This window comes from Gluconobacter sp. OJB (assembly GCF_039638275.1).
Lineage (GTDB): Bacteria > Pseudomonadota > Alphaproteobacteria > Acetobacterales > Acetobacteraceae > Gluconobacter > Gluconobacter cerevisiae.
In genome coordinates this window covers 30,469-50,512 of the sequence record NZ_JBDIWH010000003.1, presented here as the reverse complement: position 1 = coordinate 50,512, position 20,044 = coordinate 30,469, and the positions used below count along the sequence as shown (strand labels likewise).

Here is a 20,044-nt window from a genome sequence, read left to right as displayed (position 1 = left end):
GGCCCGAAATGAACCCGACTGAAATCTACGACGCTCTATCCAAGATCGTGGAGGCATCCTTTGATGCAGACGAATTTCCCTTCTCGTTTGCTGAAGCAACAGATGCTTCACAGGCGGCAATTTCAAAGCTTCGCAACGGGTCGACCAATAAATCTGACCTTCCGGGCGGGGTCTTGTTTGGCAGGCGATTTCATTATGCACCGGCCACAACCGGAAAGAGCGACACTACTCTTGAGCAGTTGAGAGCATCGAAGAAAACCAAATCCTCCAAACCCGCCATTCTGCTCGCAACGGATGGTGAGATGATTGCGGCGGAACATACTGCTTCGGGCGAAACACTCCATTGCGCCTTTAAAGAGTTGGGGGATCAGTTCGGCTTCTTCCTTCCCGCTGCGGGTAAGGAGCGATATCGTGCTGTTGAGGAAAACCCGGTTGATGTGAAGGCGACGGGTAAGCTCGCCAAGCTTTATGACGCGTTAATCAGGGCAAATCCCGACTGGGGAACAGATGCACGTCGTCATGAGATGAACCAACTCATGATGCGACTGATCTTCTGTATGTTTGCCGAAGACGTCGGTATTTTTCCAGAGCAACAATTCTCCCGCCTGATTTTCACCTATGCAGGCGATAAGGGGGAGGAAACCCATAAGGCCATTATTGCTGCTTTCCGGGCGATGAACCTTCCCACGCACGAACGAACAGGTCTGCCCGCATGGACCGGTGAGTTGGACTACGTGAATGGTGGTCTCTTCGCTGGCACCATTGATGCACCGAAATTCGATACTATTGCCTTCCGCTATCTGCGTGAGGCCTGTGGGTTGGATTGGGGTAAGATCAATCCGGACATTTTCGGTTCGATGATCCAGTCCGTTGCGGATCCAAAGCAACGCTCTGAACTGGGAATGCATTACACCTCGGTTCCGAATATCATGAAGGTTATCGGGCCTCTTTTTCTCGATGATCTGGACGCGGAGATCCATAAGGGTTGGGATCGTGCTCGTGCACTTCAGCAAACTCTGGGTCGTATGTCGCACATCCGTGTGTTTGACCCCGCCTGCGGATCGGGGAACTTCCTTGTTGTGTCTTATCGAGAACTCCGGGCACGCGAGACGCGTATCATGCAGCGCCTGGAAGAGCTTGATGGACGTAATGCCATGGGTACGAGCGAGATGTTCTCGCGCATCAAGATCGACCATTTCTACGGGATTGAGATCTCGGATTTCGCAGCTGAAACAGCAAAACTTGCACTCTTCATCGCTGAATATCAGGCTAATGCGAGTTTTAAAGCCATTTTTGGACGATGTCCTGCGGCTCTACCTTTGCGAGATGCTGCCCGTATTCACAGAGGTAATGCTCTAGAGATTGAGTGGGAGGCCGTATGCCCACCTCCCAACAATGATGAGGAGATTTTTATTGCGGGGAATCCGCCGTTTGTGGGATCAAATTTTCAAACATCAGAGCAAAAGAGCGATCGAAGCGAACTATTTAAGAGTGATTTTAAATCTTATAAGAATTTAGATTACGTAGCATCGTGGTTTTATTTGGCAACACTATACGCAGAAGCATTCTGTCGAACGAATTTCGCCTTTGTGTCGACAAATTCAATTACGCAAGGTCGTCAGGTACCGTCATTTTGGCCTCGGATACTTGAAAGTCAAAAAATAAGATTTGCACATACGTCATTTCAGTGGAGGAATAATGCATCGTCAAATGCAGCAGTTATCTGCGTTATAATTGGTTTGTGCCCTAAATATATTTCTGGAGCAAAATTATTTGATGGAAAAGTAATTAGCGATGTATCCTCTATCAGTCCGTATTTAATACCAATTCCTCCTGTATATGTAGAAGGTTCTGGAAAATCTATATTTGGTCTTCCCCGCATGGACTATGGGTCAAAGCCAGCTGATGGCGGAAACCTTATATTATCGACTGAAGAAAGAGACGAAATCGTTCAATTATATCCAGATTCGAACCGATTCATCCGTAAGTATCTTGGGTCCCAGGAGGTCGTTCGTGGACAGGTTCGCTATTGCATGTGGATCAAAGACCAAGAAGCATCAGACGCATATCAGTACCCACCATTCCAAAAACGAATAGACGCGGTCCGTCAGTTTAGGACCGAGAGCAGTAATCCTGTTACACGCCCAACTGCTGCAACCCCGTATAAGTTTTGGTTTACAGGACCAGAAACCAAAACCCACGCCATCCTCGTCCCCCGCGTTACTTCAGAGCGCCGCCCGTACCTTCCAGTGGAGCGAGTGGGAGCTGACGTGATTTCATCGGACCTCAATCAGGTACTCTATGACGCCCCTGAATGGTGCATCGCGCTCATTGCGTCACGTCTGCATCTTGTCTGGATCGCCACTGTCTGCGGCAAACTGAAGTCCGATTTCCGCTATTCGAACACGCTCGGTTGGAACACGTTTCCAGTCCCGAAATTCACAGACGAGCAGTTGGAAGCCCTCTCAGCCTCTGCACGCCGCATCCTGAAATGCCGCTACTCCCACTACCCCAAAACGATCGCGGATTTATACGATCCGAACAAAATGCCTGACGACCTTCGCGCGGTGCATAAGGAAAACGATGACTTGCTGGAGAGCATGTATATCGGCCGCCCCTTCCGCAATGATACGGAACGCCTGGAAACACTCTTCAAGCTCTATGCGGCCAAGGTCAAAACGCTAGAAACTGCCAGCAAAAAGAAAAAGGCCGTGCTCCATGGTTGAAATGCTCAACGTCACCTATGGCACGTCAACAGCCAAGACGAACGCATTAGGCCAACGCCCGATGCAGGCCCGTACCTACGATGCCCGTGCCGCGCAGTTTCTCCTTCTCAAAGCCCCCCCGGCTGCGGGTAAAAGCCGCGCACTCATGTTCGTGGCACTTGATAAGCTGCTACATCAGGGGCTGGAGAAGGTGATTGTTTGCGTTCCTGAAACGTCAATCGGTGGCTCTTTTCGCTCTACCGATCTGATGAGCTACGGCTTTGAGGCAAATTGGGAGGTTGAGCCGCGCTGGAATCTCTGCCTGACGGGCGATGACGCAAGCAAAGAAAAGGTCAAGGCGTTCCAAGCCTTTCTGCAAAGCGACGCAAAGGTTCTGGTCTGCACCCATGCGACATTCCGTTTTGGCGTTGATGCTGTCATTGAGACCAGTGGTATCGAAGCGTTTGATCGATGCTTCATTGCGATAGACGAGTTCCATCACGTCTCGGCATCAGACAACAACCGTCTCGGCGTTATTCTTCGGAACCTGATTACCCGGGACGCCTGTCATATCATGGCTATGACGGGCAGCTATTTCCGGGGAGATTCAGACCCGGTTTTGCGAGAAGAAGACGAAGACCGCTTCACCAAGATTACCTACAGCTATTACGAGCAATTGGAGAGCTACGCCTTCCTCAAAGCACTCGGCATCAATTACGAGTTCTATAAAGGGAATTACATCAACGGCCTTGAGGGCGTTCTGAACCCCAATCAAAAGACGATTATCCATATCCCGCATCGCGGCTCGTCTGAAGCGTTTGATGACAAATACAACGAGGTTGGTCGGATCCTTGATTTCTTAGGAAAGCATGAAGGTCGAGACCCTGAGACCGGCTTTGATTTGGTCCGCACAGCAGAAGGACGGCTTCTGAAGATTGCTGATCTGGTAGATGATGGTCCGGGCCGCAACAACGTGAAGACCGCTCTATCCCATGAGATTAGAGGAGCGGATGGTAAGCGTGATGATGACGCTGACAGAGCCAAAGTCGATATCATCATCGCCCTTGGCATGGCCAAGGAAGGCTTTGACTGGGTGTGGTGTGAACACGCTCTGACCATCGGCTACCGCTCCTCCCTGACTGAGATCGTGCAAATCATCGGTCGTGCGACGCGTGATGCGCCCGGAAAGCCGCGTGCCTTGTTTACAAACCTTGTCGCTGAGCCAGGTGTTGAAACGGGCGTCGTCACTGATGCTGTGAATGATATGCTGAAAGCGATCTCGGGCTCACTGCTGATGGAGCAGGTCCTCGCTCCGAACCTGAAATTCTACCGGCGGGAAGATGGCGATGTTCGTGCATCGATTGGCACGGATGACGAAGGTAATGTCACCATCGGGATTAAAGGCCTCATGGAGCCACCCACAGACCGTGCGCGGGCGATTTGTGAAAAGGACATGAACGATCTGATGGCAACGGCCTATCAGGAAATGGATCGCCGTGTGCTTTCACCGGAGACCGCCCCTGAAGTCGCAACGCAAATGGTTCTGACGGATATCATCGAAAGACGTTACGAGACGTTGGACACAGAAGAGGCTGAATCTGTTCGCCAGCATCTGGCTGCGCATATGAACGTCCTGACATTGGCCCGCAAGCAAGCCGAGCAGGATATTGCGGGCGCGCAATCCGTGCTTGGTGCTCCACCAACCGAAGGTGCCCCCACAACAGGCGAAGCGAACGATGGTGGTGAGGAGACACCTGACAGTGCTCCGAACACTCTGCTGGCCATGGTGAAGAAATTTATCAATGTTCGGGACATCGATATTGAGTTGATTGATAGCATCAACGTCTTTCAGGAACGCTTCGAAGTCGCGTCTAAGTCCTTGAATGCTGAGATCCTCGCGCATGTGCAATCCGCCATGGTCGCCTTGCGGGTGAATATGAGTGGAGACGAAGCACGGACTTTATGGCCGCGCATTAAAGCATTTCGCGCGACAGAAGGCCGCGAGCCCAATGTGAACTCCGCTAACACACTGGAGAAACGCATGGCCGAAGCGCTTGCCTGGCTGAAAGCCGAAAAAGCCAAGCGTCTACGCGAGGCAGCACAATAATGGTGCGCCCCTCTCTGGATGACATCTACAGCGAACACGACGAGTTTGGTCTTCTGGATCTCAAACAACGTGGTACCCGAAGTGGAAACACCACAGATCGTGGCGTCGCGGTGTTGCTGGACGTTACCCGTTTTGTCGAGCAGAACGGCCGCTTGCCGGACCCAGAGGCACTTGCCCATGACGAGATGAAGCTGGCGATGACTTGGGGCGCTGTAAAAACTTCACCAACCGAGAAAATGCGAGCAGCCGACCGCCTAGGACTTCTGGACGAAAAGTCAATCGCCCCGCCTCGCTCGTGGAAAGACGAAGTCCCTGAGGAGGCCATCCCGGAAAGTCTCGATGATATCTTTGATGATGACGAACTGGAGGTTGATCCCTCACTCGTCACCTTCCAACACACAACCCCCTCAAGCGAACGGGTGACACCCGATCATCGCGCTGAGTTTGTACCCTGCCGGGATTTTGAGAAATTTCGTGAGCGCTTCGAGATCGTTCAGCGCGCTCTTGAGACGGGAGAGAGAAAAGCAAGGGCTGTAAAAAAATGGGCCATTATTGAGCCTATCGAAGGCGATTTTTTCATCCGGAACGGCCTGCTCGCCATGATTGCGGAGAAGTCAGAGATGACCTCTCGCGGCGGTTCTCGGGATCATCGGTTGCGGATCATTTTTTCGAACGGGACAGAGAGCGACCCTTTAATGTCTTCCTTCCGGAAGTCCTTATCGGAAGACAAGACTGCGCGCACTGTGCAGAAGGTGGGCCTTGGTCCGGTTGATCCAGAATGGGAGAGTGATCAACTCGAACTGTCTGGCACAATCTATGTCGCCCGGTCGCGCTCAGAGGATCCTGCCATTCGAGAGCAGCGGATGATCTTACACAAAATTGGTGTGACCAGTCAGGACGTTGCCCGCCGTGTAGCTGATGCCCGTAACGATCCAACATTTCTACTAGCTCCAGTGGATATCGTCGCCACATACAACCTCAAGAACCTCTCCCGCCATAAAGTTGAGGATCTTCTGCATCGCTTTTTTATATCCGCACGCCCTGCCGAATTATTCGTCGTGGATCGTCTTGGAAAGAAGATCTCGCCAAAAGAGTGGTTTTATGTGCTGCCTGAACACGTTGGCCAAGCCGTTAAACTGATCGAGGACGGGCAGCTACATCTCTTCCACTACGATGTGGCGACGCAGAAAATCGTACCGAACTGAGGCGTGGAGCGATGACACGAATTCTAACGGTGCTCACCCCACGCGTACGTAAAATGCACTTTCGTGTGCGTTGCATAAATCTTCACATTAAATGCCCCAGTTTCTCATCACGGTATCTGGCCGCCTGCGTGGTGTCTCTCAGGCAGCTCTGGGGGGTAAGCGGAATGTCTGGTCTGAGCAGAAAAGTTGAGGAAGCCGACAGTCGTGATCTCCGTTTCCTCACACAGGATAGCTTGACTTACGACAATACATCCACAATACCGGATATATGGATACAGAATCTACCCTCGCAGCCCTGAGCGCCCTGTCGCAATCCACAAGACTGGAGATCTTTCGCCTGCTGGTGCGCTACGAGCCGGACGGATTACCCGCCGGAGATGTCGCGCGGCATCTCAATGTCCCACAGAACACGATCTCGGCCCACCTCGCCACCCTGACCCGTGCCGGCCTGCTGACCTCGCAACGCGATAGTCGGCTGATCGTCTATCGCGCCTGTCTTCCGCGCCTGCGTGACCTGCTGCTTTTCCTTGTCAGGGACTGCTGCGCGGGCAGTCCCGAACTCTGCGCGCCTCTAGTCGCGACCCTGTCCTCCTGCTGTCCCTCCCCGGAAGCCCGCTCATGACCATCACGATCTATCACAACCCGGCCTGCGGCACGTCGCGCAACGTTCTGGCACTGATCCGCAACAGCGGCGAAGAACCCCGGATCATCGAATATCTGAAAAAGCCTCCCAGCCGTGCGGAACTGGTCGATCTGATCGCCCGTATGGGCGTTCCGGTGCGCTCGGTCCTGCGGGAAAAGGGCACGCCCTTTCACGAACTTGGCCTCGATAATCCGACCCTGACGAACGATGCGCTGCTCGACGCCATGATCGCACATCCGATCCTGATGAACCGGCCGATCGTCGTCACCCCCCTCGGTGTTGCGCTCTGCCGTCCGTCCGAGACGGTTCTGGACATCCTGCCCAACCCCCAGCGTGACGCGTTCGCCAAGGAAGACGGCGCGAAGATCGTCGATGAAGCCGGAAAACGGATCGTCTGATGCTGGCTCTTGCCATTTTCATTGCTACACTGGTTTTTGTCATCTGGCAGCCTCGGGGGCTGGGCATCGGCTGGAGCGCAATGGCAGGTGCCGCCGTGGCCCTGGCGTCTGGAGTGATCCACTGGCACGACATTCCTGTCGTCTGGCACATCGTCTGGGACGCGACCTTCACCTTTATCGCGCTGATCGTCATCTCGCTATTGCTGGATGAGGCCGGGTTCTTCCATTGGGCCGCCCTGCACGTCGTGCGCTGGGGCAAAGGACGAGGCCGGACGCTATTCCCGCTGATCGTGGTGCTGGGAGCGGCCATTGCAGCGGTTTTCGCCAATGACGGCGCGGCCCTGTTGCTCACGCCCATTGTCATTGCCATTTTCACTCAACTCCGCCTGAGCCATACGGCAGCCCTGGCCTTCATCATTGCGACCGGCTTCGTCGCAGACACCACAAGCCTGCCGCTGGTGATTTCCAATCTGGTGAACATCGTCAGCGCCAATTTCTTCCGCATTGCGTTCGATCGCTATGCCGCCATCATGGTCCCCGTCGATCTGGTAGCACTTGGTGCAACGCTTGCCGTCCTGTGGCTATGGTATTGGCGGCAGGTGCCTGCGACCTATCCCGTCGCCGAACTGCCAGCACCCACCACGGCCATTCGTGACCACCATGTATTCCGGGCGGCCTTTCCGCTGTTGGCCCTGGTTCTGGCGGCCTATTTCCTGACCGCACAGTTTCATATCCCGGTCTGTGTCGTAGCCTGCCTGGCCGCCGGAATCCTCTTGCTCGTCGCCGGATATGGCCGGGTCATCCCTGTTCTCAAGGTGCTGCGGGGTGCCCCATGGCAGATCGTGATCTTCTCGCTGGGTATGTATCTGGTGGTGTATGGCCTGCGCAATGCCGGGCTGACCGACTACCTTGCAACCGCACTGGTCTGGCTTGGTCATCAGGGGACGTTCGCTGCCACGATAGGCGCCGGCTTTCTGGCGGCTGTTCTGTCGTCTATCATGAACAATATGCCGAGTGTGCTGGTCGGGGCGCTGGCGATCCAGCAGGCTCACGACATCACGCCGCTGACACGCGACCTGATGATCTATGCCAACGTCATCGGCTGCGATCTCGGGCCGAAATTTACACCGATCGGCAGTCTCGCCACGTTGCTGTGGCTGCATGTGCTGGCATCCAAAAATCATCGGGTCACATGGAGGCAGTATATGAAGGTCGGACTGGTGATCACCCCGCCCGTCCTGCTGGCAACACTCGCGGCGCTGGCCCTATGGCTGCCCCGGATCAGTCACCCGTAATACACGACAGGACCGATATATATGACCGAACCTGAGCTGCCAGCCTTGCATCCGGAGTATCTTGAACCGGTCGATCTCGCGCGGCTGGAACCGCAACCGCGTGTGGACCATCCGCCGCGTATCCTTCTGCTCTATGGCTCTTTGCGTCCCCGCTCGTTCAGCCGCCTGCTGGTGCTGGAGGCAGAGCGCATTCTGAAAGTCCTCGGCGCCGAGACACGGGTGTTCGACCCGACCGACCTGCCGGTAGCGGATTCCGTGCCCGCGACCCATCCGAAAGTGCAGGAACTGCGGAAACTCTCGATCTGGTCGGAAGGTCAGGTCTGGTGCAGCCCCGAACGGCACGGCAACATCACTGCCGTGTTCAAGAACCAGATCGACTGGCTGCCGTTGTCCGAAGGCTCAATCCGCCCGACGCAGGGCCGTACGCTGGCGGTCATGCAGGTTTCGGGTGGATCGCAGAGCTTCAATTCCGTCAATGGCCTGCGGGTGCTGGGCCGGTGGATGCGGATGTTCACCATCCCCAACCAGTCCAGCGTGCCAATGGCCTATACGCAGTTCGGTGACGATGACCGCATGAAGCCGTCCCCCCTTTATGACCGGATGGTAGATGTCATGGAGGAACTGATGAAATTCACATGGCTGCTGCGCGACCGGGCCGACTATCTAGTGGACCGCTATAGTGAACGTAACTCGGAACACCGCTTGCCTGAAAAGCTATGAGCCGGGCTGGCGCGCATTTCTGGCATACGACGTCGGCTTATCAAAACCCTAAGCGACCCACCTTACGACCGAGATGAGGGCGACCGCCGCTTGTCCGCACGGCTCCTGTTGAGCGGACAAGCGGTTTAGGGGGGACAGCAGAATGTTGGCTCCGAGTGGTATCTCTCTCGTACCGGACATCCTCTATTGAGAAGGTAGCCGGTCGTGTTGGGGTAAGAAGCGTAACCAGAGCCACCCCATCAGGGCAGACAAAACAGAGCCGGCAAAGATGCCCATCTTGGCTGGGGTCACAAGATCTGATCCGGAAAATGCCAGATTTGCGATAAATAGACTGATCGTGAATCCAATGCCACACAGCAGCGAAAGACCAAACAACATCCCCGTTGGCGTTTCAGCCGGAAGCGTGGCGATCTTCAGATGGGTCGAGAGTATTGTTACACCAAAGACGCCGACCGGTTTGCCAACGATCAGTCCTAACATAATCCCGAGCGGAGCAGCCTCCAGCATCATGTCCGGATGAACGCCAGCTAGTGAAACACCCACGTTCATGAAACCGAACAGCGGTAGAACGACCCAGGTAACGAACGGGGTCAATGCAGAAGATGTCCGATCGAGTGGCGTAGCCTGTCTGGCATCCATTCCTGAGGTGACTGCCGGAAGGCATAGGCCGGTGATGACCCCAGCAAGCGTCGGGTGCAGACCGGAATCCAGAAGCGCCACCCACAACAGAACGCAACCGGTGCCGTAGCTCCAGAGGGTTCTGATCCCAACCCTGTTCGCGCCGACCAACGCTGCAGTCACGATCACGACCGCGATCAGCGCCGGCCAATACAGAGCGCTCCCATAAAACAGGGCGATCACCACAATCCCCAGCATATCATCGAAAATGGCAAGCGCCATCAGCCAGGCCCTGGCTCCCGGCGAGACATGCCTTCCAAGAGCAAGGATGATTGGCAACGTGAACGCAGCATCCGTTGCAACAGGAACGGCCCAGCCGCGTGTCGCTTCTGGATGCCCGCATGTCACCAGCAGATACGTCAGGGCAGGCACGATCATTCCACCCAATGCTCCGATAAGCGGAAGGGCGATGCGGCGTAGTGATGAGAGGTGCCCAGATACAATTTCCTTTTTGATTTCGAGAATGACCACCAGAAAAAACAGGGTCATGAGCCCGTCAGAGACCCAGGCGTCAATGTTTTCTGGCCCCCGCTTTCCCAAGATGGGCAATTTCATGGGCGCTGTTATCAGGGTGCCGTAACCCGACGCCCATGACGAATTCGCCAGGACAAGACCCAACAGGGATGCAAGCATGAGGACAGACGCCCCACCTGCGGGAGCGGCCAGAAAACGTCGGATATGCACTGTGGGCGCAACAGAAAATTTGCTCATTTCTCTTTGTTGAATGAGACAGGCTTCCACACAAGCCTGTAGAGATGCGCTACCTTGTCATAATGTTTCTATTAACGCCCGATTTTCGGACGACCGTTTAACGCGGTTTATGTCCGGCTTGTAGGCGAAACCGGAACGTCCGCTTATTTCAAGCGGCTCCTCCTGGGGGGCAAGTATCCGTGGAACAGAAAACCTGCATAGGGTTTACACTGCGTACGACTAGCGAATGAGAACCACCTCAACTCCGATTGCGTCCGCAATTTCAGCCCATGCCCGATCGGCAGTGACCGCGGGGAGACCCATTTTTTTGGCTAGCGCCAGACAGGCGCGGTCTCCGTGACTGAGACCAACCCGCTTGGTCGCATCGCGCATCAATCCGGCCGTTAGAGCCAAATTGTGATCAAGAGGCCGCACGTCTAGGCGTAGAGCCGCGATCAGTTCGGATACTCCTTCGGCCGGGACGCCTTTATCAACAGCTTTAGAAACGATCTCTTGCAGGTTGATCGCGGAGATGGCTGCATCGCGCAGCCAGTACCTAGCTTCTTCAGCTCCTGTTTCCTCGTTCAGGTCCGCAAAGACAGCGGATGTGTCGATAACGCAAATCGGCATCAGCGCTTCCCCCCATCGTCATGGCTGTCGAGCGCATTTTCAGCGCGTCGCTCAGCAATGACTTCGTCAGCAATCGAGGTGCCGGCCGGGACATATTTTCGGAACAGTGCTCTTGCCCGATCAAGCGAGGCATCAGGCGTCATTAAGCGAACCTGCCCATCTACGATCTCCGCCATGAGCTGGCCGCCTTTTTCGACGCCGAGCGACTTACGCAAGCCAACCGGCAGAACAAGTCGACCATTCGGCATAACGTTGACACGAATCATGTAACTGATCTCCTGTTCGAAAAAGGTTGCAGCCTTAGTTTGGGTCATTTTCCGAGTTTAGGTCATTTTTATTGTTGGTGCCATAACATTCGGGTGTCCGAAAACGATCGTTTACGGACAGGGGCGAAGCGATCTGTCCGCAAATTACCTTTACAGTATTTCGGACATAGTTCATATTTCGGACATCCTATTCGAACGAAATGAGCCCCATGCCACGCACTTTTGCCTACGTCCGCGTTTCAACCGTCGGACAGACGACCGAGAACCAGATTCAGGAAATTGAAGCCGCCGGTTTTCAGGTTGAGCCTCGTCGGGTTGTTACCGAAACGATTTCCGGGAGTACCTCTATTGCGCAACGACGTGGCTTTGCTCGCCTTATGGATAGACTGGAAGCTGGAGATGTTCTGATCGTGACCAAGCTTGATCGTCTTGGTCGCGATGCGATGGATGTCAGCACCACGGTTAAAATGCTGGGAGCCATGGGAGTGAAGGTTTACTGCCTCGCACTTGGCGGTGCTGATTTGACCAGTTCCTCCGGCACAATGACGATGCAGGTTCTGAATGCTGTCGCACAGTTCGAGCGGGATCTGCTGATTGAGCGCACGCAGTCTGGTTTGAGGCGGGCAAAGTCAGAAGGGAAGACCTTGGGGCGGCCTTCCACACTGTCAGAAGGTGAGAAGCAAGGCGTCCTCAAGGACCTGGCGGAGGGTATGAGCGTTTCTGCACTTGCCAGAAAATTCTCCACAAGTCGGCAGACCATTATGCGGGTTCGGACTGAGAGCTTTCCTTCCGGCTCTCTATAGCGGTAGTTCCGCTTCCGCCCTCTCTATCGACATTTTAAGGCCTACATCAGTTTTCGGAGAGCAGACGTCGTTCTTCCAACGTTTCTTCTCTAAGCCGCAGTATTTCAGATCCACGATATGGAGAGAGTCGGGGGTACAGTGTTATTTTCATTTTCGCCTCTTGAAGACTCTGAAGGGAAATCCAGATACAGATTGCTGGCTGCCGAAAGGGGTCGGCGTGCAGTCAGAAGCTGCATTAATCTTGTGTCCATGTTGCTCAAAGGAGAATATGGCTATGAGAGCCACTGTTGACTTTGCACCCCTGTTCCGTTCAAGCATCGGCTTTGACAGAATGCTGAACGCTCTTGATCTCGCCAACCGGATTCCGACGGTCGATAATTGGCCGCCTTACGACATCCTCAAGACCGGTGAGGATGATTACCGGATCGACATGGCAGTTGCCGGTCTTGCCGAGAATGACCTTACGATCACGCAGGAGCGTAATACTCTGGTCGTGACAGGGCGAAAGGCGCCCCAGCCTCAAGACGCGATCGAGTATCTCCATCGCGGCATTGCAGGCAGAGAGTTCGAATGTCGCTTCGCTCTGGCCGAGCATATGAAAGTCACCGACGCCCGCTTCGAGAACGGGCGCCTGTCCATCACCCTGAGGCGTGAGATACCGGAAGCGCTGAAACCGCGCCGTATCGCAATCACGTCGTCCACCACGCCTGCAGGGCAAGTTGTGCCTCAGATTGAGGCGCAGAAAGAGGCTGCCTGATGGCGTGACAAAAACTCTTCCCCGGTCGGCTGAACGACCAGGGGAAGTCTCGAAAGATCATGAGCATGAAAAGAATGAGAGGAGTTTTGTCGTGCCTGGCCCTGATTGCGCCTCTGCTGTGCCAATCGGGTGCATATGCTGATGGTGTTACCCGGAAGACCCAGACATCATTCGATGCAAGAACGGCACCGTCGACTTCTGCAACGCAAAAAAGCGAGCCGCGCACTCGTTATGTGGACGGCACAGGCGATATGCTGATTGACCGGCTGAATGAAAGCCAGTTGGATCAGAACTATAATGGGCCGGTTTATTATCCCGGACAGCCCATCCCGCCCTTCCGGGCGATCGACACAGATCATCTGAGCCGATCAGGCCAGGAGACAACAAAGAATACGCCTTCGTCGCACGTCATGTAATATGAACCTTAGGAGAAGGTGGCACTTTCTCGTGCCGCCTTCTCCTTGACAGTTCAGGCCGAGGGATATTTAGCCTTGCGGCAGGACAGGGCAGTGTCTTCGAGACGTGCCTGTTCCCGGGCATCTCGCGCGACGCGTGCATCCTGATCGCGAACCAACCAGTAGACGATACCCAGAGCCAGAACAGCGGCTGAAAGAGCGAACAATTCTGCGGCGGTTACCTCATGCAGATCCAGCAGGATGAATTTGCGGGCAATCCCTAACAGGGCGATCAGAACTATGGTCCGCACCCGGATGACGTTCTCATGTTGGGCAAGAACGACCAACAAGGAATGCTTGAATTCAAGGGCGATGATGACAGTAAAGATCGCACCGAAAATCGTCTGAAAAACTGTCTGGTTGATAGGATCGACCCCGACGTCGACAACCAGATGCCAGACCGCCCCGATCAGATGCATCGTCGCAACGGCGCTGACCAGCATAATGAGCGCGATCAGGGTCAAGATGATCGCCTGTTCAAAGCGCTCATAGAATGTCAGGCCGCTGAACAGTCTGATGAGGCGGGACCAGTCCCTGCTGTGCCAGGAACGTTTCAGAGAAATATCATCCATAACCGTTTTCCCATCCAATAACCGAATTATACTGTTTCACGCCTTCTGTTGGGCTTTCCCACAACGGAGCGTATCGCCATGCAGGACACGACACAGATCAAAAGCGTTCACCGTCCGTTTGAACCGCATCGCTTCGTTCCTGCGGGAAGGGACTGCTTTTTACAGGACACTCCCGGCATGCTCGTTCACGGAACCTGTCTTCCGCGTATCCACGGCGGGGGTCAAGGTCATGGCCTCAGGCTTTTGACTCTCGGGCTTTCCAACGGTCAGTGATGATACAAGCGTTGAGCAGGCCTTGCCTCCGGTGCTCGACACATGAACGATCGGCGCCGACTGACCGTTCGAGGTCATCATAATTGTCTGCGTACAGGATGCGCTGGGCCCACCGATACTGACAGCTTCGACACGCTGCTCGGACATGACCTGCTTCGGCAGCCCGTGCTCAATAGCCGGAACGGCGCGTGACGTGCCCCCCGGAAATGTAACCATTTAAAAGTAGAGTCCGATCGAGAAGGATACGGACGGATGAAGCGCAGTCGTTTTACGGAAGAGCAGATCATAGGGATCCTGAAGGAACAGGAATCCGGGCTGAAGGTCTCTGATCTTTGCCGTAAGCACGGGATCAGTGACGCGACCTTCTACAAATGGAAGACCCGTTATGGTGGCCTTGAGGTATCCGAGGCCAAACGGCTGAAGGCGCTGGAAGATGAAAACAGCCGCCTGAAACGTCTTCTTGCGGATGCCATGCTGGATAATGCGGCCCTGAAGGAAATTGTTGGAAAAAAGTGGTAACGCCTGTCGCGAAACGGCAGGCGGTCCGACACATTCAGGAAGCTCTGACCCTGAGTGAACGCCGAGCCTGTGCGCTTATTGGTGTTGCCAGGCGTGTCGCGCGGTATGTTTCTACCGGAGCGGACGATGCTGCCCTGCGCCAGCGCCTACGGGAACTGGCGGACCAACGACGCCGCTTTGGCTATCGCCGCCTGGGGTATCTTCTGGCGCGGGAAGGCTTCAGTCCCAATCACAAGAAGCTGTTCCGCCTTTACCAGGAGGAAGGTCTGAAAGTCCGTCATCGGGGCGGTCGAAAGAGGGCACTGGGAACGCGCTCTCCCATGACCATCCCCCAGGAACCCGGACAGCGCTGGAGCCTGGATTTTGTCTCGGATGCCCTGATCTGTGGCCGCCGGTTCCGCATTCTGGCTGTTATCGACGATTTCAGTCGTAAGAACCTGGCACTGGTTGCCGACACATCGCTGTCAGGCAGACGTGTGGCGCGGGAACTGACGGTGCTGGTGGAGCGATATGGCAAACCTCTCATGATTGTCAGCGACAACGGGACGGAATTCACATCCCATGCCATCCTGAAATGGGCCGATGAGATGAAGATCGAATGGCATTATATCGCCCCGGGGAAACCGCAGCAGAACGGGTTTGTCGAAAGTTTCAATGGCCGATTGAGGGATGAATGCCTCAACGAAACGCTGTTCACCTCCCTCAGCCATGCGCGACAGGTTCTGGCTGACTGGCGGGAAGACTACAATACGGTGCGCCCCCATTCCCAGCTGGGTGGCAGGACACCGGATCAGGTCGCCAGACAAGGGTCTCGGGGGCATGCCCCCGAGACCCTTGTCATCCCATCAACCCAAAGCCATAAAAAACCGGAACTCTCCTTTTGAGTGGATACAAAAAAGGGGGCACGTCACTGGTGATTTCGAACTGAGTGACCGGACGCACCTGAAGGAACATCTTTTAAACGGAAAAACTCTTCTACTTGATCTCAGTAAGAGCGATTCTTTGCGAAAACTTTCTGATTGTTATCAGGATCAGCTTTCTTACATTGCTTGTAATGCGAAGGGCTATTGGGGCCTTTATGCCCCGCTCATTCGTCCTGATAGCTTTATTGCCTGGGCAAGCGATAATTTTTCAGATGATTCTAAAGCGATATAGGCATTATCCAAATTGCTTATTGTTTCGCCCAACAAGCAATATTTGGCCTTATCTTTATTGTCCGATTTAATAGTTATATATTTAACGACCTAGTATACGTCTCTCTGGTACTGGAGGAGGGGAGGGATATAGTATCAACCCTTTTTCCATATCAACATCTACGTGTGCTTCTGGATAAACAGAGAGGGCTAGTTTTAGTGGGCCTGTAATATCACGTTTGAAGTCACGCATACGCGCATATTCTGGTCCAAACTGCCCTTTGAAAGCATGCCACGAGATAGATACTGGTTCTTTGAGTATATGTAGCCTGTAAGCTAACCAAATATATGTATCTATCGCTTTTGATTTTCCGGATATTTGACGAATCGCTACTTCCCGAAGTGGTAGAGGATGGTCAATCAAGCTTTCGTAAAAACTTTCGTCTAAGCGAACAACTTCTCTCCAAAACGAAGGTTGATTTTCATCTTCCTGAATTGGAAAGATTGCATCCCGTACAAATGCTCCATTACTAACCATCTTCGCTCCATTGTGAACGCGAAAAAATGTTAGCCTGCACTGACTTATTCTTTTTGCTTGGTCTCTTACGGAATTATAAGTTTTCCCACCAACAGTAATTCCCATTACTTTAAGCCAAGCGTTCATTGAAGAGCCAAGTTCGACTTCACGGGATTGTGTTTTTACTGCTTGAGTTTGTAAATAGAGGAGAATCATACGAGCCATTGAGCCGTATGGAATACCAACGGGAGTTTTGTCGTCGTTTAAGCCGCTTTCAATAAGGAGCTTGATTCCTCCGCCTTCACGTTCCCATATGGTCTCTTCAGTCTTTTTATGAGGCAGAGCAGCCATCGCAAAGCCCGAATGAGTGATGCCAATTTGTAAAGCTTCATCACTTAATACTTCATGAGCAGCATCGACACATACACGGCTTAGCTGCCCATCGAGAGACGCCTGTCGCCGAGCTTCATGGAGTCCATGGCGTTCAAGAAGGTTGTGTATTTCACCCATGAACGTGACTTTCCATGGCCGGCGATCGGGTGTCAATTTGGACTTTGCTCGCGGCGAGTTCTCCACAGAACTCCGTTGGACTCCACTCGCCGTGGTTTGGACTCTGCTCGCGTGCTCTAGGAAGATTATTAGATATATCTATTAGATATGTGCGACGAGAGTCCAAGGGATAACCGCCATTATAGCGAGCAAAGCCCAAGAAATGGGCGAGGAGATCCCAAGGGATAACTGTTTTAAATTCAAATCGCTGTGGATTGCGGCTGTCGGCAATGAGCGAGGAAAGTCCAAGAGGGGGCGAGTAGAGTCCAAAAGGTGTGAAAGAAGATGATGCGGACAGCGAGGGGGATAGAGCGAGAAGAGTCCAAACAACTGAGTGGCACAATAAGCTGGCCGTTCGGCGGTGCAAAAATTTCTCATCGTACCGTTTGAATAGAGAACCAAACATATTGATTCTAATGGCCTAATTTCTAAATATAGGATAAAATTAGCCATAAATTCAGTGAGATATCGAAGATATTTCTGAATCCGCTCAGTGCGACAGTAAGCTTGCCGGGATAGCTGGTCAGGGACGATCAACTGCAAATGTTCGTGGCAGGTGCAACTGCCTAAGATATAATTCTCCTCGTTTTTCAAGTTCCAAAACTGCCGAAAGATGAGCAGCCCACTCGGCCTTGCGCTGGGTGAGGCTTTGAAGACTTTCTCGGGGAGAAAGACTCATCACGCCCTCGACGAGGTCCCACGTGCTCTCCGGATGGTCCCGAATTTTCCGCTGCCACCATGCCAAAGCGTCCTGAACAGAAACACGTGGTACAAAAGAAGGCTGGAAGATACTCTCTGGAGGCCGCAGCCTTGCCCTCCGACGAGATGCTGACAAAAGCGCGTCCAGTAGATCCCGGGTGAGGATTGAAGACGCTGTTTCAGCAGCAGAAGGCGAGGGGGATTGTTTTCCGCGCTCAAAAACACTTTCGCCCAGCACAGGCCGAGTTTCAAAGCACTCCACGGCACGCAAAAGCGTGTCCTTTCGAAGTAGGGCGCGTTGGATCTGCTTGGCAGCTGAATGGGCGGCAAGGTGCTCTTTCGTATCTTCCCGAAGCAGAAGAGCTGAGCGCATTTGAAGAAGGGTCGCTGCCAGAACAATATCGTTCGCAGTTTGTTCGAGCGGACGGTTTTTAAGCCGCTCTTCCACGCAGGTCAAAAACTGGTCGATCAGCTCCCTCAGCGGAAGCGTCCGAAGATCTATCGCACGACGACGGACGGCCTGCAGGAGCGCCTCCAGCGGGCCCTGCCAGGCTCCAACTTCCAAAAGCAGTCCCTTAGACATCGTAAAGCGGGCGGATGGAAAAGGTGAGGTCGGGCCATCGGGTCGCAATGGCCTGAAGGGCGGCCCAGGGCGTCCAGTCCGCCGACCAGAAAGAAACACTCCAGCGGTTGGTGCCCTTTTTCGGATGCCCGTCCATGACTTCGACCTGCTGCAGTGGCCGAGAGGTTCCCCAGTGTTCCCAGAGCCAGCTCTGTGTCGTGGGGGAAGCGGGGCCGAGGGCAAGAAGATCCAGAGGCATGGGGCAGAGGGCGTTGAGGTCAAACGGGACGGAGCTCGATCCGGCTTCCCGAGCGAGAAGACCCCTCTGGCTCTGGACAATCTGGTCGATTAATGCGGTCGTTCGGGCATCCTGGGTAAGAAAGTTCCGGCCCAGTTCTTTGGGATCGCTGACATCTGGCCCCCAGGACAGACGGCCGGTACCAGCCGCTCCCGCCCGGAACCGGCCGAGCACAGCTTCTGGGCCAGTGACGGTCAGGACATGCGCCAACCAGTCCGGCTGGGGATTGAAAAGGGGCGGAGCGGAAAGGGTCTCCGGTTCTGCAAGCCCGGATCCCAAGATTGGAAACGCCGTGCCGCTCGCCGGTGGCCTGGGGGCATGCCGGAGAAGCGTCGGACGGTTGGGAAGGCGAAAGCCGTTCTCCGGGTCCTCCTCGTCGGTCGAGACTGCTTCCATGTAGCTGTGGGCGACCGGTCGCGCTTCCAGCTCCTTTCGATAGGCCTCCAGGCGTGCGACCATCGCATCAACGTCGGCGATGATCTCAGCAAGTGTCTCGGGCACCGGTTACAGATCCAGAAGATGGGCGGGCGAGTCCAGGTCTAGGCGGGCACGGCGGACATAGCGGCGCATGCTGCGCAGGTCCCGGTGGCGGGTGTGTGCCATGATCTGCTCGTCCCGGGCATTGGCCCGGAAGGCCTCGGTGACAAAGCCCGCACGCAGCCCATGCGGGCTGAGGCGTTCCCCGGAAGGCACCTTAAGTCCGGCCACCCTGGCGCGGCGCAGCAGGATCTGCCGGACGGCATCCGGATGCAGGGCATCGCGTCCCACCTGCTCCCAGCGGTTGATCGACCGGAAGAGGGGACCGTCAATAATCTCGGCCTTCTTCAGCCATCGCTCCAGAGCCAGGACAGGGCAGGTTTCGCGATGCTTGCCGCGCGGCAAAAAAATGTCTTCGCCCCGGTGTTCGGGGTCTGTCTTGCTGCGGGCGATATGGAGCTTCAAGCCGGTTGCCACGATCCGGACGGTCTCCGTCGTCAGAGCAACCAGTTCCGAACGTCGCAGCGCCCCGGCAAAGCCGATCAGCAGAAGGGCCCGATCGCGCAGATCCGCCAGCGCTTCGGCGGTTTTGCTATGCTCGGGTGCGACGAGCTTGCGGAGTTCCTGGGAGGTGAGGGCAGCGGCCTGTTTCTGCGGCGCGCCATACATACGCCCTGCCGCGCGGAGAGTGGTGCGGATGGCCGCATGGCCGGAGCTCCACTCCAACCCCCGCATGCGATGCTGATAGCCGACGGCCGCCAGGCGACGGTTGAGAGCCGAGCGGCTGAAGTGCGGGGCCAGACTGTGCAGCCAGGCCGCGACGACAGGAGGAGCGGCCGGAAGCGGGGACGTGTCGTGTTCGTCGCACCAATGACAGAAGGCCTGCCAGTCATGGGCATAGGCCCGCAGGGTTTCGGGCGCATAGGCTGCCGCTCGGGCACTGTCCTTTGCCGCGTCCAGAGCACTCTGCAAGGCGGGGGAGGGCGCTGCGGAAAGACGCTCTGCAGGCTCTGTCGGGACTGTCATGCCGGTGATCTTCCCTCTGAAACACTCAACAAGTCTGCCGTGAGACAGCAATTAAGGCAACCCTGAT

The 20,044-nt window shown here is 54.8% G+C and carries 21 protein-coding genes; 12 read left to right on the top strand and 9 right to left on the bottom strand.

Annotation, left to right across the window (positions count from 1 at the left end; all coding sequences use genetic code 11):
• Positions 1-8: 8 nt before the first annotated feature.
• The 7 genes from ABDK74_RS14305 (at position 9) to arsH (ending at position 9,073) form a co-directional block, all read left to right on the top strand.
• On the top strand, positions 9-2,726 hold the full coding sequence (locus tag ABDK74_RS14305) for a DNA methyltransferase (protein ID WP_346004379.1): 2,718 nt from the start codon (positions 9-11) through the stop codon (positions 2,724-2,726).
• Positions 2,719-4,812 (top strand): DEAD/DEAH box helicase, encoded by a 2,094-nt coding sequence (locus tag ABDK74_RS14300; protein WP_346004378.1) that lies wholly within the window; start codon positions 2,719-2,721, stop codon positions 4,810-4,812. Before ABDK74_RS14305 ends, ABDK74_RS14300 begins: the two co-directional genes overlap by 8 nt.
• A complete protein-coding gene (locus tag ABDK74_RS14295) occupies positions 4,812-6,017 on the top strand; it encodes a GIY-YIG nuclease family protein (protein ID WP_346004377.1) in 1,206 nt (401 codons plus the stop codon). The genes ABDK74_RS14300 and ABDK74_RS14295 overlap by 1 nt, the downstream gene beginning before the upstream one ends.
• A gap of 268 nt (positions 6,018-6,285) precedes the next feature.
• Positions 6,286-6,639, top strand: coding sequence for a helix-turn-helix transcriptional regulator (locus ABDK74_RS14290; RefSeq protein ID WP_194255977.1), 354 nt, complete (start codon positions 6,286-6,288; stop codon positions 6,637-6,639).
• Positions 6,636-7,058 carry an arsenate reductase (glutaredoxin) gene (arsC, locus tag ABDK74_RS14285; protein WP_062499621.1) on the top strand — a complete coding sequence of 141 codons (423 nt, stop codon included), beginning with the start codon at positions 6,636-6,638 and terminating at the stop codon, positions 7,056-7,058. The genes ABDK74_RS14290 and arsC overlap by 4 nt, the downstream gene beginning before the upstream one ends.
• Positions 7,058-8,353 (top strand): arsenic transporter, encoded by a 1,296-nt coding sequence (locus ABDK74_RS14280; protein ID WP_288144835.1) that lies wholly within the window; start codon positions 7,058-7,060, stop codon positions 8,351-8,353. The genes arsC and ABDK74_RS14280 overlap by 1 nt, the downstream gene beginning before the upstream one ends.
• A gap of 21 nt (positions 8,354-8,374) precedes the next feature.
• Entirely contained in the window at positions 8,375-9,073 is a 699-nt protein-coding gene (gene arsH / locus ABDK74_RS14275; RefSeq protein ID WP_010505757.1) for an arsenical resistance protein ArsH, read from the top strand.
• A gap of 183 nt (positions 9,074-9,256) precedes the next feature.
• On the opposite strand, the gene nhaA is transcribed toward arsH, so the two are convergent.
• The 3 genes from nhaA to ABDK74_RS14260 all read right to left on the bottom strand — a co-directional run bounded on the left by nhaA (position 9,257) and on the right by ABDK74_RS14260 (position 11,337).
• Positions 9,257-10,462 carry a Na+/H+ antiporter NhaA gene (nhaA, locus tag ABDK74_RS14270; protein WP_062499618.1) on the bottom strand — a complete coding sequence of 402 codons (1,206 nt, stop codon included), beginning with the start codon at positions 10,460-10,462 and terminating at the stop codon, positions 9,257-9,259.
• Between the two features lie 219 nt (positions 10,463-10,681).
• The gene (locus ABDK74_RS14265; RefSeq protein WP_131973845.1) at positions 10,682-11,071 is read right to left on the bottom strand and encodes a PIN domain-containing protein; all 390 of its coding nucleotides are present in this window, start codon (positions 11,069-11,071) and stop codon (positions 10,682-10,684) included.
• Positions 11,071-11,337, bottom strand: a complete 267-nt coding sequence (locus ABDK74_RS14260) for a hypothetical protein (protein WP_346004376.1) — start codon at positions 11,335-11,337, stop codon at positions 11,071-11,073. Before ABDK74_RS14260 ends, ABDK74_RS14265 begins: the two co-directional genes overlap by 1 nt.
• 209 nt (positions 11,338-11,546) lie before the next feature.
• On the opposite strand from ABDK74_RS14260, the gene ABDK74_RS14255 reads away from it, so the two are divergent.
• The 3 genes from ABDK74_RS14255 to ABDK74_RS14245 all read left to right on the top strand — a co-directional run bounded on the left by ABDK74_RS14255 (position 11,547) and on the right by ABDK74_RS14245 (position 13,313).
• Complete coding sequence (locus tag ABDK74_RS14255) at positions 11,547-12,140, top strand: recombinase family protein (protein ID WP_346004375.1); 594 nt, start codon at positions 11,547-11,549, stop codon at positions 12,138-12,140.
• A 274-nt stretch (positions 12,141-12,414) separates the two neighbouring features.
• Entirely contained in the window at positions 12,415-12,897 is a 483-nt protein-coding gene (locus tag ABDK74_RS14250) for an Hsp20 family protein (RefSeq protein WP_346004374.1), read from the top strand.
• A 59-nt stretch (positions 12,898-12,956) separates the two neighbouring features.
• Positions 12,957-13,313 (top strand): hypothetical protein, encoded by a 357-nt coding sequence (locus ABDK74_RS14245; protein WP_253541626.1) that lies wholly within the window; start codon positions 12,957-12,959, stop codon positions 13,311-13,313.
• 53 nt (positions 13,314-13,366) lie between these two features.
• On the opposite strand, the gene ABDK74_RS14240 is transcribed toward ABDK74_RS14245, so the two are convergent.
• Both ABDK74_RS14240 and ABDK74_RS14235 read right to left on the bottom strand, forming a co-directional pair.
• On the bottom strand, positions 13,367-13,924 hold the full coding sequence (locus tag ABDK74_RS14240) for a phosphate-starvation-inducible PsiE family protein (protein WP_346004373.1): 558 nt from the start codon (positions 13,922-13,924) through the stop codon (positions 13,367-13,369).
• A gap of 159 nt (positions 13,925-14,083) precedes the next feature.
• On the bottom strand, positions 14,084-14,413 hold the full coding sequence (locus ABDK74_RS14235; protein ID WP_346004372.1) for a hypothetical protein: 330 nt from the start codon (positions 14,411-14,413) through the stop codon (positions 14,084-14,086).
• Between the two features lie 36 nt (positions 14,414-14,449).
• Here ABDK74_RS14235 and ABDK74_RS14230 point away from each other — a divergent pair.
• Both ABDK74_RS14230 and ABDK74_RS14225 read left to right on the top strand, forming a co-directional pair.
• A protein-coding gene (locus ABDK74_RS14230) for an IS3 family transposase (protein ID WP_346004371.1) occupies positions 14,450-15,600 on the top strand; the annotation gives its coding sequence in 2 pieces (ribosomal slippage) (positions 14,450-14,708 and positions 14,708-15,600; 1,152 coding nt in all).
• Positions 15,536-15,871, top strand: a complete 336-nt coding sequence (locus tag ABDK74_RS14225) for a monooxygenase (protein WP_346004370.1) — start codon at positions 15,536-15,538, stop codon at positions 15,869-15,871. Before ABDK74_RS14230 ends, ABDK74_RS14225 begins: the two co-directional genes overlap by 65 nt.
• Positions 15,872-15,952: 81 nt before the next feature.
• Here ABDK74_RS14225 and ABDK74_RS14220 read toward each other — a convergent pair whose 3' ends face one another.
• The 4 genes from ABDK74_RS14220 to ABDK74_RS14205 form a co-directional block, all read right to left on the bottom strand.
• Positions 15,953-16,876 (bottom strand): replication protein RepA, encoded by a 924-nt coding sequence (locus tag ABDK74_RS14220; protein WP_346004369.1) that lies wholly within the window; start codon positions 16,874-16,876, stop codon positions 15,953-15,955.
• Positions 16,877-17,438: 562 nt separating this feature from the next.
• Positions 17,439-18,197: a chromosome segregation protein ScpA gene (locus tag ABDK74_RS14215; protein WP_346004368.1), complete on the bottom strand. Its 759-nt coding sequence runs from the start codon at positions 18,195-18,197 to the stop codon at positions 17,439-17,441.
• Complete coding sequence (locus ABDK74_RS14210) at positions 18,190-18,975, bottom strand: hypothetical protein (RefSeq protein ID WP_346004367.1); 786 nt, start codon at positions 18,973-18,975, stop codon at positions 18,190-18,192. The genes ABDK74_RS14215 and ABDK74_RS14210 overlap by 8 nt, the downstream gene beginning before the upstream one ends.
• Positions 18,976-18,978: 3 nt before the next feature.
• Entirely contained in the window at positions 18,979-19,977 is a 999-nt protein-coding gene (locus tag ABDK74_RS14205; protein ID WP_346004366.1) for a site-specific integrase, read from the bottom strand.
• Positions 19,978-20,044 lie beyond the last annotated feature (67 nt).